This is a genomic window from Marinomonas communis (assembly GCF_004363305.1).
GTDB classification, from domain to species: Bacteria; Pseudomonadota; Gammaproteobacteria; order Pseudomonadales; family Marinomonadaceae; genus Marinomonas; species Marinomonas communis.
In genome coordinates this window covers 369,580-387,308 of sequence record NZ_SNZA01000001.1, presented here as the reverse complement: position 1 = coordinate 387,308, position 17,729 = coordinate 369,580, and the positions used below count along the sequence as shown (strand labels likewise).

Here is a 17,729-nt window from a genome sequence, read left to right as displayed (position 1 = left end):
AGGGGTTGTGATTAGCGAAGGAAATTATCTTTTAGCAAATCCACAACTTCATCCGCGCGCCCATTTAAGACCGCTTTAATACCAAACAAAGCCGTAGACGCTACCTGACCAGCTTCAATCTTCGGCGGCATTACCAATTCCATTGGACTGACCTTCACATCCAGCAATGCAGGTTTGTCAGATGCCAGCCATTTCGACATGGCATTTTCTAATTCATCTGGATTCTCAACTCGCCAAGCATCTAATCCCATGGCTTTAGCAACCTCTGAAAAATCAGGGTTCTGCAATTTAGTAAAGCTGTCTAACTGACCTTCAACACGCTGTTCCATCTCCACAAAGCCCAAGCTCTCATTATTGTAGATGAGCAATTTGACGGGGGTGTTTTCTTGTATCAGCGTAAGCAGATCACCCATTAACATCGTCATACCACCATCACCACACAAAGCTATTACTGGGCGCTCAGGATAAGCTTTGGCAATACCCATCGCCTGAGGATACGCATTAGCCATGGTGCCATGTGACAGACTGGTGAGAAAACGGCGTGAACCTTTTGCGTCTAAATGACGCAGCAACCAGACCATGGGCGAGCCACCATCGGCTGTGAAAATCGCATCATCGCCGGCTAGCTCATTCAAGCGGCGAGTCACGGTTTGCGGATGGATCAACGAGTGTTTAGATACCTCTTCTTTGCGATAGCCCTCTTGATCTTTCTGCCATTGCTTAAGCGCCTTATCCAGGTGTGCCTCGTCAGTACGTTGGTTTAGCTTGGGAAGTAGCTGCTCAATGGACGCTTTAACATCGCCCATCAAACCTAAGTCGATCGGGCAACGTTTACCCAAATGAGTTGGCTCAAGGTTGATTTGAGCAATCTTGGCATGGCTAGGATAAAACTGGCTGTAGGCAAAATCCGTCCCAAGACAAATCAGCAGATCACAATCTAATACAGACTCCATGCCGGCTTTGTTACCTAAAATGCCTGTCATGCCGACTTGATAGGGATTATTCGGCTCTACAAACTCTTTCGAGCGCGAGCTATGTACGATTGGCGCCTTCAAGCGGTCAGCCAACATTATCAATTCTTCATTAGCGCCCTTAGCACCGATACCCGCATACAAGGTAATTTTGTCAGCGTTGTTGATTAAACCTACCAACCCATCCAACTCGGCTGGGCTTGGGTGAATCACAGGCTGAGAACGATGTACTGACCAATGGGTATCACTGTTAACTTTCTCTTTAAACATATCACCATTGACCACTACAACCGCCACGCCTTGGTGTGTAAGTGCTGCTTGAGCCGCTTGGGTAAAAATACGTGCGGCTTGATCAGGATGAGAAATGCGTTCGCAAAAAACAGAGCACTGTTCATAAAGTTTGGTTTGATCGACTTCTTGCGGAAAGTCAAGGCCTTCTTCTTGGCGATCCACATTTGAAGCAATGAATACTAAAGGCGAGCCATTGCGGTGAGATTCAAAAATACCGTTGATAAAGTGTAAGCTGCCTGGGCCACATGTACCTGCACACAATGCAAGCTCTTGAGTCATATACGCCTCAGCACCAGCCGCAAACGCACCGACTTCCTCGTGACGCACATGCACCCAATCAATGTCTGAGGTACGAATCTTATCGGTTAAGTGATTGATGGTATCGCCGACCACACCGTAGCAACGTTTTGCACCTGCCTCAGCTAACGTTTCAACGATCACTTCTGCTACATCTTTGCTCATCTTGTGCCACTCCTTAGTTAGGTATCCCAACATAATGGCGTAAGCGCAGTACTATGTCTTAGCGAGAGAGACGGTTTCTTCGAATCTGCAAATAAGCATTAATAAAACACAATGTTCAAAAAAAACTACCACCACATGTAAGAACTGAATCCTATTAACATCGAATACCAGTCACTTTTTAAGGTAGGTGTCTTAATTAACTTGCATCAATGGCAAAGTAACAGCGGTTATCACTTTGTAGCAATTGGCCTTTGACGGTACGGGGTAACTTATAAAACAAAGAAAGTTCAATGGTTAATGGAAGCGCTTTCTAAATTCGCTAGGCGTTAAACCAATGATTTTGATAAACGTCTTGCGACAAGCACTCACATCATCATAGCCAACGCTTGTACTAATCGATTCAAAAGCTTGTTGCGAGGATTCCAGTAAATCACATGCACGCTGTATTCGGACTCGTTGTAAGTATTGGCTCGGGCTCAACCCTGTCGCTTTGATAAAGCGTCGTTGCAGTGTCCGCTCGGTTAAACTTGCGAGGTCTGCTAACCGAGACAAAGTCAAAGGATCTGCAAAGTGATCTTGTATAAAGTGCTGCAGCGCGACAATGTTATGATCACCGTGTTGCAAGCTTGGCGTAAAAGGCTGGTAATAACGCTGTTCACGTTTACCGGTATCAATAACCAATGTTTTGCCGACGCGTCTCATAATAGCCGGAGTGCCAAATTGTGCGATGACCTCTAGGCCAAGATCCAGCCATGACATCAAACCACCTGCCGTTATGATATCCCCTTGATTGATCAAAATCGCATCGGTCGACAACTCAATAGCGGGATAAAGTGACCTAAAGTATTCACTCAACCCCCAATGGGTGGTGACCTTTTTATTCTTCAATAATGGCGTTTTAGCGAGAATGAATACCCCGGCACAGGCAGAAGCTAAAACACTGCCCTGCTTATGTTGGTTTGAGAGCCAATTGACCAAGCTCTCATCTGGCGCTAAAACAAAACTGTGTTCTAGGCTCGGCGGTATGATGATAATGGAGAAATGCGAACAGGCGATTTGTGATTGGAAATCATCTGGCCAACGCACAATGTCGGTTATAAAACGATGCTCCAGTCCTAACTCAACACTTGCAGTGTTGGCTAATTGCAGCATCTCTTGCAGACCGAATACCGCAGACTGCAAACACCCTGGATATGCCAAGACAGCAATATTTACTGAATATAGTTGAGTTGTCATTTTGTCGTATTTAACCCTTAATATGTCATTTAAGACACTACTGAACTCTGCCCTTAAAATCCATAATTTCCCTATCAAATACACATAGAGATAGGAGAGTTAAATGAAAAAAGCATTAGTTGTGGTCGATGTACAAATGGAATATTTTCCAACTGGCTTATACCTTCAATGGGACGTTGAGCGTGCATTGGATAAGACCATAAAGGCAATTCAACATTTTCTTGAAAAGGGTGACTTGGTCATTGTGGTGCAACATATTGCTGGCCAAGAATCGCCCATATTTAATCCCAGTGGCACGGGCATTGACATTCACCCTGCGGTGCTAGCTGAGGCTGTTGACGCGCCCATTATCGTTAAAGCGCATGCGGACAGTTTCTTAAATACGAACTTAAACGATGTTCTTCAAGAACACGCCATTGATAGCATCGTTGTATGCGGCATAATGACGCAAAACTGTGTGACCCACACAGCTATATCCTCCAGCGCAGCCAACTACCAGGTACAAGTATTGGCCGAAGCGTGTACCGCACCAGATGAAATGGTTCATAACATTGCTTTGGCAGCATTGAATGACCGAGTTGAACTCATTAGCCTGAATCAACTTTAATCTCCTTAAAGGAACTTCAAAGCGGCAAATAGGCCGCTTTTTTCGCCTCAGCGTCATTCGAAGCGTTGACCCTTTCATTGCTAGGAGCTAGAGGCTAGCCTCTTCAGGCATACCATTTAGTCAGATACTGTATATGTGTACAGTTTTATATTAAACTTACCCAAATACCTCAAGGACAGAGGGTTTGAGTATGCCAAAACCTAGAAAACAACTGATCAGCATTGCTGATACACCTTACTACCACTGCGTTTCTCGCTGTGTTCGTCGAGCGTTTCTATGTGGGGAAGACCCTATGACTGGCCAAAGCTATGAGCATCGAAGAGATTGGGTCGAGAAGAGATTGCTGTTTCTAAGCCGCATTTTTGCTATCAAAGTCTGTGCTTACGCTGTAATGAGTAATCACACCCACCTAGTGTTGTTTATCGACCATGACACCGCGGAAAACTGGACAACCGAGGAAGTGTTATCCCGCTGGCATACAATCCATAAAGGCACCATGATTACCCAGCAATACATGTTACAAGGCCAAGTGCCCGACTACTTACAGCCATTACTGGACGCAACCGTTGAAACCTACCGACAAAGGCTAATGGACATCAGTTGGTTTTTACGTGAGCTGAACGAAAATATCGCCAGACAAGCTAATTATGAAGACAACTGCACGGGACGCTTTTGGGAAGGCAGATTCAAATCTCAAGCACTACTGGACGAAGCTGCGCTGATGGCTTGCATGGCCTATGTTGATCTCAACCCTGTTCGTGCCAAGATGGCCGACTCACCCGAAACGTCAGACTACACCAGCATCAAAAAACGCATTCATAACGCAAAGCAAAACCAACAACCAAAAGTACTGCATCCATTTGTTGGCAACCCACGAGCAGACCAGCCCAAAGGTCTGCCATTTAAGCTGGAAGACTACCTAGAACTTGTGGATCTCACTGGCCGCATTGTGCGAGAAGATAAACGCGGCAGCATCGACCTAAGCCTTGCTCCTATTCTACAACGCCTCAATATCCCATCGGAAAACTGGCTCACCATCTCCACTCAATTTGAACAACATACCTTCGCCGCTGTGGGTACTGAAACCATACTTTCCAACTACTACCAAAACGCCGGCTACAAACGAAGGCCCAAGATCAACAAAGCCAAACAACTACTGGCTTAACCCGATCATCTCCGACATGAACTAATTACCCTACTGGTAAGGCTCCCGCTCGCCTTAAACCCATCAAAACAGCAAAATTACAGCTATTTTCCCAACTAACATGCATAAAAAAGCCAGTTTCGGCTGAAACTGGCTAGTTGTTTAGTGCTGGTAAGAATTGAAGTACCAGTCATTTTTTAAGGTGGGTGTCTTAATTGAACTCCAAGGAGTGAGGTTTTGAGCACTTTTTAAGGTGGATGTCTCAATTAATTAGCTAATTTCCCAACAAACACGCATAGAAAAGCCAGTTTCGGATGAAACTGGCTAGTTATTTGGCGCTAGTAAGAACTGAGTTACAAGTCACTTTTTGGGGTGGGTGTCTTGATTAACCCCTGCCTTAAACCCTCTAAAACAGTTCAACTAAAGCCAATTTCCCAACTAACACACATAAAAAAGCCAGTTTCGACTGAAACTGGCTAGTTGATCGGTGCTGGTTAGAATTGAGCTACCAGTCACTTTTTAAGGTGGGTGTCTCAATTAAACTTACTCTCTCAATTTATTAGACTCCGGACTCAAGAAGTATATTTTTAATTCTAGCTGATAATTCACAATTAGGCGTTGAAACACTCAAACCTTGAGCTGAGTCAAAACTATCAATCTCAAACTCTTTTAGTTTGAAATATTCGTAAGTATATTTCCCTTTTCTTGATTCATTTAAAATCTTATACTTTACCAATCTATTAAAGTCAACATCTATATTCACCATAGAGATATGACTATTAATATCATCTAAATTTGGATGAACAATATTGTAAAAGTGAGATCTAAAATATTTTAACTTATCGCCACCATACAAGCGAAGCAAATCTACATTCAAAAAGCTTACATCATCCCTCTTTATCTTCATATTACATCTTTTACAAGACAAACTAAGGTTTACAATATCGAAAATACAGCTTCTATATTTTCTTTTTGGTAAGATATGCTCAATATCTATAACATAAGAAAATTCACCAAAAAAACTTTTTAAACAGTAGCAACATCTGTGACCACCTTTATGAAGAAGATGCTCTTTTAGTCTTTTTTTTATATCATAAATATGACTGGAGCCCCATATGTCATCCTGTTTCAAAGCTTTAAGAATCAATTTAATGTCAGCTATTGAGTAATTCATAATAGCCTCCCATTTTGAATTTCTGAAGCAATACTTCTAATTAGATTCTTTTGCTTATCATCATACGATATATCATAATAATGTTTAAGTTTAGAAAGAACATTCTCAGGACTCTGATGCCCACTATTCATTTCATTAATAAGCTCAATAATTAAATTCGACAAGTAATGATTTTCTGGGGTAAGAACATCAAATTTATCCAAGAAAATTTCCTCAAGGTTCGATGAGGCTTGTTTATAATTCAACTTGGAACCTTTTATTTCATAAATATCATATGTGAAATTATTATAATCAAAAAACGATTCATTATCTTTATTGAAATCGGAAATAAATAGAGGCGAGTGAGTCGCAAGTACTATTTGCGGTCTGTATATAAAAAATAAATCATTGAGGCGAGCAATGTATTCTTTTTGCCATTTTGGGTGAAGGCTATTTTCAGGCTCATCGATTAAAACAATACTATTTATTCTGATATTAGAAGCAATAAACAACAGTAATGAGAGCTGATGAAGCTCACCAGAGCTAGCCTTAGTAGAAGCAATACTCTTCCCATTCTTACTCAAGAAAAATGTTTTTTTTAATCTTACCCCAGATTTAATTAAATTATTTTCATAAGCAACAAAATCAAGATCATTAAGCTTCAGATTACTTTTAAACCAGTCTCCACCAAGGTCAATCCAATACACTTCATCAAATCCATTTTTAATTTTTTTATAAAAATAAAACATTTTTTTATCAAAAATTTCAATATCTTTGAAATCATCTTCATTTTCAATATGATATTTCAAGCCAATTTTAGCATCAAACCCAATGTACTCGAATATCGAAGCCAACTTAGATTTACTTATGTCTTCAGGGTTTTCCTTTCTATTAATTTTCAAATATCTATTTAAAAAAAAACTCAAATGATTTATGAGTCACATCACTTCCATATCTGTTACCCATAAAAGAAAAGTTATTTCTTTTTAATAACTCATCATCATACTTGTCATGAATTGTGTTTGAGATAGCTATTACATTTCGCCCCAATCGGACATACTTATCAGCTACTTCAGAAAGCAAAGTCGTTTTCCCCCCTCCGTTCTCGCCAATAAGAATTGTAAAGTCTTTTTTTATTTCCATAATCAAAGTTCCATTAAAATCCCAAAACAAAAAACCCGCTGCCTTCCGACAACGGGTCTTTCTAACTCAATCCAACCAAAGGCCAATTAACCTTCGATCAAAATACGCAACATACGACGTAGTGGCTCTGCCGCACCCCAAAGTAGCTGGTCACCTACTGAGAAAGCGCTGATGTACTCAGGGCCCATGTTCAGTTTACGGATACGACCTACTGGGATGTTTAGAGTACCAGTAGTAACAGTCGGAGTTAGACGCTCCATAGTTGCTTGTTTGTCGTTTGGTACTACATCAACCCATTGGTTGTGCTCAGCAAGCAAGCCTTCGATGTCCGCTACTGGGATATCTTTGTTTAGCTTGATCGTGTAAGCCTGGCTGTGACAACGCATCGCACCGATACGTACACATAGGCCGTCCACTGGGATTGGTTTACCGTCGATGCCTAGGATCTTGTTACACTCAGCCTGTGCTTTCCACTCTTCACGGCTTTGGCCGTTTTCAAGTTGGCTGTCGATGTAAGGAATCAAAGAACCCGCTAGAGGTACGCCGAACTGATCAGTCGGAAGCGTACCAGAGCGCATTTTCTCTGCCACTTTACGGTCGATGTCTAGGATTGCACTTGCTGGGTCAGCCAGTTCAGCACCTACTTCTGCGTTAAGCAGACCGAATTGGTTGAGTAGCTCGCGCATGTGACGTGCACCGCCACCAGACGCTGCTTGGTATGTCATAGATGTCATCCACTCGATGTGGCCTTTTTCGAAAAGACCACCTAGAGCTAGAAGCATCAAAGATACAGTACAGTTACCACCTACAAAGGTTTTCACGCCATCTTTTAGACCTTGCTTGATCACGTGTTGGTTAACTGGGTCTAGGACGATGATTGCATCTTTATCCATGCGTAGCGAAGACGCTGCGTCGATCCAGTAACCTTTCCAACCTGCCTCACGTAACTGTGGGTAGACCGCTTTAGTGTAGTCACCACCTTGACACGTAATAATGACATCCATCTTTTTCAATGACTCAATATCCATTGCGTCTTGTAGAAGTGGAATATCCTTACCAATATCTGGACCCGCTTGGCCCGTTTGGGACGTAGAGAAGAACACTGGATCAATATGATCGAAGTCGTTCTCATCACGCATACGCTTCATCAGCACAGAACCAACCATTCCGCGCCAGCCGACTAAACCTACAGTTTGTTTTGACATGTTTTCTTTACCTTTTTTAGTGTGGGTCTACTCATACCAAGAGCAGTATCCCGAGTTAATGCTTAATTATTATGAATTAAGCTTCTAGTGCAGCAAGCACCGCATCACCCATTTGTGATGTGCTTACTGTTTCGCTTCCTTGTGAAGCGATATCTGCTGTACGAAGACCTTGGTCAAGCACTGTGCTGACCGCCGCTTCGATCGCATCCGCCGCGTCTTTTGCGTCAAGCGAATAGCGCAACATCATAGCAACAGAAAGGATCGTAGCCAATGGGTTTGCAATGCCTTTGCCTGCAATATCCGGTGCTGAACCATGACATGGCTCGTACATACCACGACCTTCTGCGTTTAGAGAAGCAGAAGGTAACATACCGATAGAGCCTGTCAACATGGCTGCCGCATCTGACAAAATGTCACCGAACATGTTGCCGGTTACCATGACGTCAAATTGCTTAGGCGCGCGTACAAGTTGCATCGCTGCGTTGTCGACTAGCATGTGTGACAATTCAACATCTGGGTACTCTTTCGCTACTTCTTCCATGACTTCTTTCCATAGAACTGTAACTTCTAGTACGTTTGATTTGTCGATAGAACATACGCGTTTGCCACGCTGACGCGCCGCTTCAAAGGCAGAACGGGCGATACGGCGAATTTCAGACTCGCTGTAAACGTAAGTGTTGAAACCTTCACGCTCGCCATTTTCTAGGGTACGGATACCACGTGGCTGACCGAAGTAGATACCACCTGTTAGCTCACGTACGATTAGGATGTCTAGACCGGCAACGATTTCTGGCTTCAAGCTAGAAGCGTCAGCAAGTTGTGGGTAAAGAATCGCTGGGCGCAAATTGGCAAATAGTTCTAGGTTAGAACGTAGACCTAATAGGCCTTTTTCTGGGCGAACAGACATATCTAGGCCATCCCACTTAGGACCACCTACCGCACCTAGAAGGATCGCATCGGCAGCTTTCGCTTTGTCTAACGTTACTTCTGGTAGTGGAGAACCTGTTTCGTCGTAAGCAGAACCACCTACCAAGGCAGACTCGTGCTCGATGTCTAGGTTGAATTTAGCGTTTACTGCATCAAGGACGCGTACCGCTTGTTCTACGATCTCTGGACCAATGCCGTCGCCCGGCAATACTAATACTTTCTTAGACATGTTCTTTCCTTACAATGAGCGCGCTTCGAATAACCAAGGCGCTGTTTTAATTCGTTGTTCTTCGTAAGCTTTGATCGCATCCGACTCTTGTAGCGTCAAACCGATGTCATCTAGGCCATTTAATAGGCAGTGCTTACGGAACGCATCCACTTCGAAGCTGAACTCAGCACCAGAAGGCGCGATCACTTTTTGCGCTTCTAGATCGATGGTTAGTTCGTAACCTTCGTTCGCTTCTACTTCTTTGAAAAGCTGATCCACTTCTTCTTCTGTCAAAACGATCGGTAGTAGACCGTTTTTGAAACAGTTGTTGTAAAAGATGTCGGCAAAGCTTGGTGCGATCACAGAACGCATGCCGTAATCGTCTAGTGCCCAAGGCGCGTGCTCACGGCTTGAACCACAACCGAAGTTTTTACGTGCCAACAAGATGCTACTACCTTGGTAACGTGCTTGGTTTAGCACGAAGTCTTCACGTAACGGACGGCCAGTACAATCTTGGTCTGGCTGACCTTCGTCTTGGTAACGCAATTCGTCAAAAAGGTTTTTACCAAAGCCAGTACGCTTGATCGATTTCAAGAACTGTTTTGGGATGATCATGTCGGTATCAACGTTGGCCAAGTCTAATGGCGCTGCGATACCTGTGTGTTTTGTAAATGGACGCATCGCTAACTCCTACTGTTTAACCAAATCGTTTACGTCAACAAAGTGACCGGCAATCGCTGCAGCGGCTGCCATCGCTGGGCTAACCAAGTGCGTACGACCGCCAAAGCCTTGACGACCTTCAAAGTTACGGTTAGACGTAGAAGCACAGTGCTCGCCTTGACCTAGTTTGTCGGCGTTCATGGCTAGACACATTGAACAGCCTGGCTCGCGCCATTCAAGACCTGCCGCAGTAAAGATCTCATGTAGACCTTCTTCTTCCGCTTGCGCTTTCACTAGACCAGAACCTGGAACCACGATCGCTTGCTTCAACGTAGCAGCCACTTTGCGGCCTTTTACTACTTCTGCAGCAGAGCGTAAGTCTTCAATACGAGAGTTGGTACAAGAACCGATAAATACGCGGTCTAGAGTAATATCAGCAAGGGTCTTCTTGCCTTCTAGACCCATGTATTTCCATGCACGAGCGTAACCTTCACGTGCCACAGGGTCTGCTTGATCTTCTGGACGTGGGATGTCTTGGTCGATGGCGATAACCATTTCTGGAGACGTACCCCAAGTCACTTGTGGTTTAATGTCTGCGCCATTAAGTACAACCACTTCGTCAAACTGTGCGTCCGCATCAGAAACAAGGTCAGACCAAGCTTCTACCGCCATATCCCAATGATCACCTTTAGGTGCGTATGGACGGTTTGCAACGTAGTCGATAGTCGTTTGGTCAACAGCGATCAAGCCAACGCGTGCGCCCGCTTCGATTGCCATGTTACAAACGGTCATACGACCTTCCATTGATAGCGACTGGATTGCTTCACCACCGAATTCGATCGCAAAGCCAGTACCGCCGGCTGTGCCGATTTTACCGATGATCGCTAGGACCACGTCTTTCGCTGTGACGTATGGCGACAATTGGCCGTCTACGCGCACTAGCATGTTTTTCATTTTCTTTTGTACTAGACATTGAGTCGCAAGTACGTGTTCCACTTCTGACGTACCGATACCATGTGCTAATGCACCGAACGCACCGTGAGTAGAAGTGTGCGAGTCACCACATACGACTGTCATACCTGGTAGTGTTGCGCCCTGCTCCGGCCCAACAACGTGAACGATACCTTGGCGGATATCGGTCATTTTGAATTCTGTGATGCCGAATTCGTCACAGTTATCATCCAAAGTGGTTACTTGGATTTTTGATACTGGATCGGCGATACCGTTGACACCGCTCTTACGCTCTTCAACGGTTGTTGGAACGTTGTGATCCGGTGTTGCAAGGCTTGACGTCAAACGCCATGGCTTACGGCCATGCATGCGTAGACCTTCAAACGCCTGCGGAGACGTTACTTCGTGTAGTAGTTGTAAGTCGATGTAGATTAAGGCACTACCATCGTCGCGTTGTTGAACAAGGTGGCTGTCCCACAACTTGTCATAAAGTGTTTTACCTGCCATTGCTTTCTCTCCTACATAAGCATTGCTTTATAGTACTGGCTGAACTTAAATTACTCCAATTCATATTTTTCATGTTTTGGATAATTTTTTGGAATCATGGATATTCAAGAGCTATTAACCTTTATTAAGGTGGCGGAAACGCAATCGTTTTCCGAGGCAGCCGATGCCCTATTTGTGACACAACCGGCGGTAAGCAAACGTATTGCGGCACTGGAAAGCCACTTAAATGTGCGCTTATTTGACCGCATTGGCCGTCAAGTACACTTAACCGAAGCGGGTCGTCGATTACTACCCAAAGCTAAGAAAGTCGCTGAAGATGTGAATGACATCAAGCGCAGCATGTCATTGCAAATGGAAGATGTATCCGGTGAGCTTTTAATTGCCACGAGTCATCATATTGGTTTGCACCGTTTGCCCAATACTTTAAAAACCTTTCAACAGACTTACCCTTTAGCGGAAATCCACATTGACTTCACTCAGTCGGAAGATGCTCACAAGCAGGTTCTAAAAGGCGATGCAGAGCTGGGCATTATCACGCTGTCCGCTCATTCTGAAGCGATGCTAAACGCGATACCGATTTGGTCTGATCCATTAAAGTGTGTGGTGAGCCACGATCATCCTTTAGCCCAAATGGATGATGTGGATGTTGTCGAACTATCCAAATACCCTTGTGTTTTACCCCACGACAACACCTTTACCCGCCAAATCGCCGAGAAAGTGTTTGCCGTAAACGGTGTGCGGCCACAGGTGAAGATGAATACCAACAATCTAGAAACGTTGGCGATGCTGGCCAGTATCGGCTGGGGATGGTCGTTAGTGCCTTCTACTGTTGTGAACGAACAGTTGGTGGTGGTGAATTTGCCCGACCTGAACGTAGAGCGTAAATTAGGTGTTATCCATCATAAGCAGCGCACGCTTAGTCGTGCTGCCTCGGCGTTTATTGAATTATTACAAGAATCCGCAAATGAAACCTAATATACACGTTTAAATCACATGCGTTGTGATAAATAAATGCTAGGTTAAAGAGAGTCGTCTAGATAAAGGAGTCCAAGATGAGCAAGCAAGGGTCTGACTGGTGGCGTGGTGCCGTGATTTACCAAATTTATCCGCGCAGTTTTATGGATTCAAACGGAGACGGAATTGGCGACTTAAAAGGCGTCACTGAAAAAATGCCTTACATTGCCTCCCTTGGAGTGGATGCTATTTGGCTTTCGCCTTTCTTTACCTCGCCAATGAAAGATTTCGGCTACGACGTGTCGGATTATTGCGATGTGGATCCGATCTTTGGCCAACTAGAAGACTTTGATGAGCTTATTGAGCATGCTCACAAGCATAATATTAAGGTGATCATTGATCAGGTGCTGAACCATAGCTCTGACCAGCATCCTTGGTTTAAAGAGTCCCGCTCAAGCCGAGATAATGACAAAGCTGATTGGTATGTCTGGGCGGATGCGAAAACGGATGGCACAGTGCCAAATAACTGGCTATCGGTATTTGGCGGCCCAGCTTGGCATTGGGACAGTCGCCGTCGTCAGTATTACCTACATAACTTCCTCGATAGCCAGCCTGATTTGAACTTCCATAACCCTGATGTGGTGGATGCGTTATTAGACAGTGTGCGCTTTTGGCTAGAGCGCGGTGTAGACGGTTTCCGCTTGGATACCGCTAACTATTTCTTCCACGATTTAGAACTAAGAGACAATCCGCCAAAACAAGAGATAGTCGAAGGCAGTATTGGTGTGAGCTTGGACAACCCTTACGGATACCAATTGCACCTTTATGATAAATCACGCCCTGAAAACATTGCCTTTCTAAAACGTTTACGGGCATTGCTTGATGAGTACCCAGGTACTACTACAGTCGGTGAAGTGGGTTGTGACTTTTCGCTCAAGACCATGGCGGAATACACCCAAGGTACAGATAAGCTGCACATGTGCTATTCGTTTGATCTGTTAACCCACGATAGCACCATGACCCACATCCATAAAACCATGAGTACCATCGAAGAAGGTCTTGGCACCGGCTGGCCTTGCTGGTCCATGAGCAACCATGATGTGGAGCGCGTGGCTTCCCGTTGGAATCATGGCAAAGCAAATCCAGCGAAAAGTAAAGTGTTTATGGCAATGCTGTTATCGCTTCGCGGCAGCGTCTGTTTATACCAAGGAGAAGAACTTGGCTTACCAGAAGCCGAGCTAACCTTTGAGCAATTGGTCGATCCATTTGGTATCAACTTTTGGCCTGAGTTTAAAGGACGCGATGGTTGCCGTACACCGTTCCCTTGGACCAACGACAGCAAAGGCGGTTTTTCTACAATCGAAAACACTTGGCTACCAGTAAGTGAAGCGCATTTACCACTTGCCGTGAACGTTCAGCAAGGCGACCGCCATTCCGTGCTGCATGCTTACCGTGACTTCTTACACTTCCGTAAGCACCACCCTGCTTTGATCGATGGCGACATTGAGTTTTTATTCAGTGACGACGATGTGCTTGTCTTTACGCGAACGCACAAAGAAGAAAGTCTGATCGTTGGCATTAATAGCGGTGAGCAAGCTCATTTTACAGCACCACTGAGCTATGAGGTCCGCAATATCGTCATGCCTGAAGGGTTAAAGATCGGCGAATACGAGAACCATAAAATGATCCTTCCAGCCAACTCTGTGTACATTGGTAAAATTGTTTCTTAAACACAAATAAAAAGGTGAAGCCACGCTTCACCTTTTCATCAGCTGCTTATCGATTTGAGCTACAGCGCTTTCATATCAACAACGAAGCGATATTTCACATCCCCCTTTTCGAGGCGCTTAAAGGCTTCGTTAACTTGATCGGGCTGAACCATTTCTATGTCAGCAACGATGCCATGTTCAGCGCAAAACTCTAGCATTTCTTGCGTTTCAACAATGCCACCAATGTTCGAGCCTGAGAAACTGCGACGACCTTTAACAACGTTAAAAGCGCCTATTTCTATTGGTTCATTAGGAAGGCCAACCAGCACAACCGTTCCATCGATGGCTAATAAGTTAAGATAAGCGTTCACGTCATGGTTCGCTGAAACCGTATCGATCACTAGATCAATCTTGCTGGCATAACCTGCCATTTGTTCGGTATCACTGGTTAACACAGCGTCATCCGCACCCAAGCGTTTCGCATCTTCTACTTTTGCTGGAGAAGAGGTTAATACAACGACTTTCGCTCCCATTGATTTGGCGATGCGAATAGCAACGTGTCCTAATCCACCTATGCCTAAAACACCTACTACTTTACCAGGCCCAGCATTCCAATGTTTTAGAGGCGAATAAACGGTAATCCCTGCACACAGAAGAGGCGCACTGGCGGCTAGGTCAACATTTTCAGGCATGTGTAGCATGTAGTCTTCTTTGCATACATAGGTTTTCGAAAAACCACCGAAGGTAAAGCCGCCCATCTCTTTATCTGGGGTATTAAATGAAAGGCTTGTACCGCCCTCACAAAATTGTTGCATGTCACGTTCGCAGGCTGGACAAGTACCACAAGAATCAACAATACAGCCCACGGCAGCATAATCTCCGACGTTGAACTGAGTGACTGCGCTGCCGATTGATGTCACTCGCCCTACTATTTCGTGACCAGGAACCATCGGATAATGTGACGCACCAAAATCATTGTTAACTTGATGCAAATCTGAATGGCAAATCCCGCAGTATAGAATCTCCATTTCGACATCTGTTGGCTTTAAATCGCGGCGTTGAATTGACATAAATGTCATATCCGATTGCGCTGAATGTACTCCAATCGCATTGATAGTTTTGGGCATGAATTGCTCCTTAATCGTTGAGTCGTTGTGTGTACAACCATACTAAGGAGCAAGATTTATTCTGTGAACGGCAGAAAAGTGCATGGGCTCATGAGATATTTTAATAAATCACTCAACGTTGGTATCGAAGGGTCTCTATGAGTAATTTCAAAGCAGGCGATGACAATTGCCGGTTAGGGTAATATAAGTAATACCCATCGAATGGTGGACACCAGTCATCCAATGCCAACACCAATTCACCTGAGTCGAGATACTTTTTGATTTTATCTTCTGGCGAAAACATCACTCCAACACCACTTAATGCTGCGTCAATTTGCGCTTGCCCACTGGTTATCGTCAATTGACCTCGGACATTCACATTTAATGGCTTTCCGTCTTTTTCAAATTCCCATGCGTACAATTTTTGATGGGTAGGCAGACGAATATTGATGCAATTATGTTCCACTAAATCATGTGGTGTAAGGGGTTTTGGGTGACGTTGCCAATATAGGGGCGATGCTGCAACCACCATACGTAGCGGTGGTGAAATCGGCACTGCGATCATATCTTGATCAAGGCTTTCCCCTAGGCGAACGCCAGCGTCAAAACGATCCGCAACAATATCTACAAAACTATTGTTTAGACTTATTTCAATGTTGATATCAGGGTAATCCAAGAGCAACGCTTTAACTTTAGGCCAAAGGTAAGCATACATGGCGTGCTCGGCGGCAGTAATCCGTAACGTTCCTGCGGGCCTACTCTTAAATTCATTGACCATCTCTAGATGGTAGTCAATCTCAGCTAATCTTGGAGCAATGGACTCTAGTAGTTTTTGCCCTGCCGTCGTGGGAGACACACTACGAGTTGTTCTGTGTAATAAACGAACATCGAGTCGTTCCTCTAAGCCCCTGACCGTGTGACTTAAAGCCGATTGTGATACGCCAAGCAATCCAGCGGCTTTAGTGAAACTCCCCTCCTTAGCTACCGTGACAAAGGCAAGTAAATCATTGTAGTTACGATTCATGAGCGACCTAGATAAACCCTATCAATAAAACAATGCAATCACTTTAACAGCTTTTTAATATGCAATAATTCATTAGTTTAGCTAACAGATATGAATTTATCTCATTAATAAATAACTTATTCGAACTTCATTACCGCCAAAAAGTTTCATGAGTTTTATTCATTAGGGCAACTTATCTTAGACAATAAAGCTTTCCGGCTAAGGCTGTTAATGTGAAAAATTCATTCAACAATGAGCACATCAAATGAGCAACTTCACCATCAGTCAGCGTACCTGTATTAGCCTATTTTTTATCTTGTCAGCTGCATCATCCATCGCCGAACCAAATAGGGTTGAGTTTCCCAAGAACATTGACTCTCTCATTCACTACACAACCGTTAACCGCGGTGATATTACGGAGCACATGCTAACCAGCAAGGAAGCGCTGAATGCCATAGAACAAGGACAAGAAATGCCCAATGGCACCCAAGTCATATTGGCGGATTATCGTGACAATGAAATATATCGCTACTTTGTCATGCAAAAAGGCGCCAACTGGGGCGACGATTACCCAACTTATCGTCAAACAGCAGACTGGCAATTTCAATGGTATTGGCCAGATGGCAGCATCAATGTGAACGAAAACACTGAGCGCTGCCAGTCATGCCATCAAAGTCGCGATAACGCGAATTACATGTTCACCTATAGCGATCTAAAAGCTTACATTGAGCGTCGCAGGGAGGATTAGTGTCGATGAAGACACCTTTCTCAGTTAAGCTATTCTTAGATTGCTTTGGCCTAGCACTGCTTATTTCATCTTTAGCCTACTATTGGCAGACAAACGTTTTTCATGAGGTAGTTGGATTTACTTTCATGGCATTGGTTTTATGCCACAACATAATCAACAGAAAGTGGTATACATCCTCTGCTAAGCGCATGTCTAGCCAAAGATGGGGAAGCATTCGTTTGCTATCTCATGCGGTGCTAATCTTAATGGTTATTCTTCTATTAATAACCAGCACCCTACTGTCTCGATCTATTAATCCAATTGGCCCTTTCACTAATGACTTTAGTATCAAACAATGGCATCAAGCCTCAGCATACTGGCTATTGCTTATGATAGGCGTTCATATAGGTAAACACTTCCCCAAAATGAAAGGCTACCTTCGTTCGAAGATATGGAAAGGAAAGTTTGGTGAGACACCGAAATTTTTATCTTTGGGTTTATGGTTAACCATTGTTTATATTGGGGCTTATGCATTTGCACAACTTGATATCAAAAACAAAGCATTGATGGTTCAAACGATGAATTTCTGGGATTTCACAAATCAAAGCATGAGCTTCTTTGCTTTAGCTTTCTTACTGGTCTTGGCAATAATGAAAATGACAGCGTTAATCAGTCGTTACTTGAAATAAAAACTCAATGACAGATTCGATCCAAGGATGGATTAACTTATAAGAAAAGAGATGCAGAATTACAAAAACTAAATGA

Annotated in this window: 17 protein-coding genes; 6 read left to right on the top strand and 11 right to left on the bottom strand. The window is 44.0% G+C overall.

Going from position 1 to position 17,729, the window contains the following annotated elements:
• Window positions 1-11 precede the first annotated feature (11 nt).
• Window positions 12-1,724 carry a thiamine pyrophosphate-dependent enzyme gene (locus tag C8D85_RS01850; RefSeq protein WP_133559656.1) on the bottom strand — a complete coding sequence of 571 codons (1,713 nt, stop codon included), beginning with the start codon at window positions 1,722-1,724 and terminating at the stop codon, window positions 12-14.
• Window positions 1,725-2,018: 294 nt separating this feature from the next.
• A complete protein-coding gene (locus C8D85_RS01845) occupies window positions 2,019-2,960 on the bottom strand; it encodes a GlxA family transcriptional regulator (protein ID WP_133559655.1) in 942 nt (313 codons plus the stop codon).
• Between the two features lie 103 nt (window positions 2,961-3,063).
• Here C8D85_RS01845 and C8D85_RS01840 point away from each other — a divergent pair, with 103 nt between their 5' ends.
• Both C8D85_RS01840 and C8D85_RS01835 read left to right on the top strand, forming a co-directional pair.
• Window positions 3,064-3,567 (top strand): cysteine hydrolase family protein, encoded by a 504-nt coding sequence (locus C8D85_RS01840; RefSeq protein ID WP_133559654.1) that lies wholly within the window; start codon window positions 3,064-3,066, stop codon window positions 3,565-3,567.
• 190 nt (window positions 3,568-3,757) lie between these two features.
• The gene (locus C8D85_RS01835) at window positions 3,758-4,732 is read left to right on the top strand and encodes a transposase (RefSeq protein WP_133559653.1); all 975 of its coding nucleotides are present in this window, start codon (window positions 3,758-3,760) and stop codon (window positions 4,730-4,732) included.
• 538 nt (window positions 4,733-5,270) lie between these two features.
• Here C8D85_RS01835 and C8D85_RS01830 read toward each other — a convergent pair.
• The 7 genes from C8D85_RS01830 to leuC form a co-directional block, all read right to left on the bottom strand.
• Window positions 5,271-5,885, bottom strand: coding sequence for an HNH endonuclease (locus tag C8D85_RS01830; RefSeq protein ID WP_133559652.1), 615 nt, complete (start codon window positions 5,883-5,885; stop codon window positions 5,271-5,273).
• Complete coding sequence (locus C8D85_RS01825; protein ID WP_162847518.1) at window positions 5,882-6,766, bottom strand: AAA family ATPase; 885 nt, start codon at window positions 6,764-6,766, stop codon at window positions 5,882-5,884. The genes C8D85_RS01830 and C8D85_RS01825 overlap by 4 nt, the downstream gene beginning before the upstream one ends.
• 4 nt (window positions 6,767-6,770) lie before the next feature.
• Window positions 6,771-7,007, bottom strand: coding sequence for a hypothetical protein (locus tag C8D85_RS01820; protein WP_133559650.1), 237 nt, complete (start codon window positions 7,005-7,007; stop codon window positions 6,771-6,773).
• A gap of 86 nt (window positions 7,008-7,093) precedes the next feature.
• Window positions 7,094-8,212 (bottom strand): aspartate-semialdehyde dehydrogenase, encoded by a 1,119-nt coding sequence (gene asd, locus C8D85_RS01815; RefSeq protein WP_133559649.1) that lies wholly within the window; start codon window positions 8,210-8,212, stop codon window positions 7,094-7,096.
• Between the two features lie 76 nt (window positions 8,213-8,288).
• Window positions 8,289-9,368 (bottom strand): 3-isopropylmalate dehydrogenase, encoded by a 1,080-nt coding sequence (gene leuB, locus C8D85_RS01810; protein WP_133559648.1) that lies wholly within the window; start codon window positions 9,366-9,368, stop codon window positions 8,289-8,291.
• Window positions 9,369-9,377: 9 nt separating this feature from the next.
• Window positions 9,378-10,028, bottom strand: a complete 651-nt coding sequence (gene leuD, locus C8D85_RS01805; RefSeq protein WP_133559647.1) for a 3-isopropylmalate dehydratase small subunit — start codon at window positions 10,026-10,028, stop codon at window positions 9,378-9,380.
• 9 nt (window positions 10,029-10,037) lie between these two features.
• Complete coding sequence (leuC, locus tag C8D85_RS01800) at window positions 10,038-11,465, bottom strand: 3-isopropylmalate dehydratase large subunit (RefSeq protein ID WP_133559646.1); 1,428 nt, start codon at window positions 11,463-11,465, stop codon at window positions 10,038-10,040.
• Window positions 11,466-11,561: 96 nt separating this feature from the next.
• Here leuC and C8D85_RS01795 point away from each other — a divergent pair, with 96 nt between their 5' ends.
• Together C8D85_RS01795 and C8D85_RS01790 are read left to right on the top strand one after the other, a co-directional pair.
• Window positions 11,562-12,440, top strand: a complete 879-nt coding sequence (locus C8D85_RS01795) for a LysR family transcriptional regulator (RefSeq protein ID WP_162847517.1) — start codon at window positions 11,562-11,564, stop codon at window positions 12,438-12,440.
• A 77-nt stretch (window positions 12,441-12,517) separates the two neighbouring features.
• Complete coding sequence (locus C8D85_RS01790) at window positions 12,518-14,149, top strand: alpha-glucosidase (RefSeq protein ID WP_133559644.1); 1,632 nt, start codon at window positions 12,518-12,520, stop codon at window positions 14,147-14,149.
• 59 nt (window positions 14,150-14,208) lie between these two features.
• Here the strand turns inward: C8D85_RS01790 and C8D85_RS01785 are convergent, their stop codons facing one another.
• Together C8D85_RS01785 and C8D85_RS01780 are read right to left on the bottom strand one after the other, a co-directional pair.
• Window positions 14,209-15,255 carry an NAD(P)-dependent alcohol dehydrogenase gene (locus C8D85_RS01785; protein ID WP_133559643.1) on the bottom strand — a complete coding sequence of 349 codons (1,047 nt, stop codon included), beginning with the start codon at window positions 15,253-15,255 and terminating at the stop codon, window positions 14,209-14,211.
• 112 nt (window positions 15,256-15,367) lie between these two features.
• Window positions 15,368-16,258, bottom strand: a complete 891-nt coding sequence (locus tag C8D85_RS01780; RefSeq protein ID WP_133559642.1) for a LysR family transcriptional regulator — start codon at window positions 16,256-16,258, stop codon at window positions 15,368-15,370.
• A gap of 244 nt (window positions 16,259-16,502) precedes the next feature.
• On the opposite strand from C8D85_RS01780, the gene C8D85_RS01775 reads away from it, so the two are divergent.
• Together C8D85_RS01775 and C8D85_RS01770 are read left to right on the top strand one after the other, a co-directional pair.
• Window positions 16,503-16,985: a cytochrome P460 family protein gene (locus C8D85_RS01775; RefSeq protein ID WP_133559641.1), complete on the top strand. Its 483-nt coding sequence runs from the start codon at window positions 16,503-16,505 to the stop codon at window positions 16,983-16,985.
• Window positions 16,986-16,990: 5 nt separating this feature from the next.
• A complete protein-coding gene (locus tag C8D85_RS01770; RefSeq protein WP_133559640.1) occupies window positions 16,991-17,653 on the top strand; it encodes a DUF4405 domain-containing protein in 663 nt (220 codons plus the stop codon).
• Window positions 17,654-17,729: the final 76 nt, after the last annotated feature.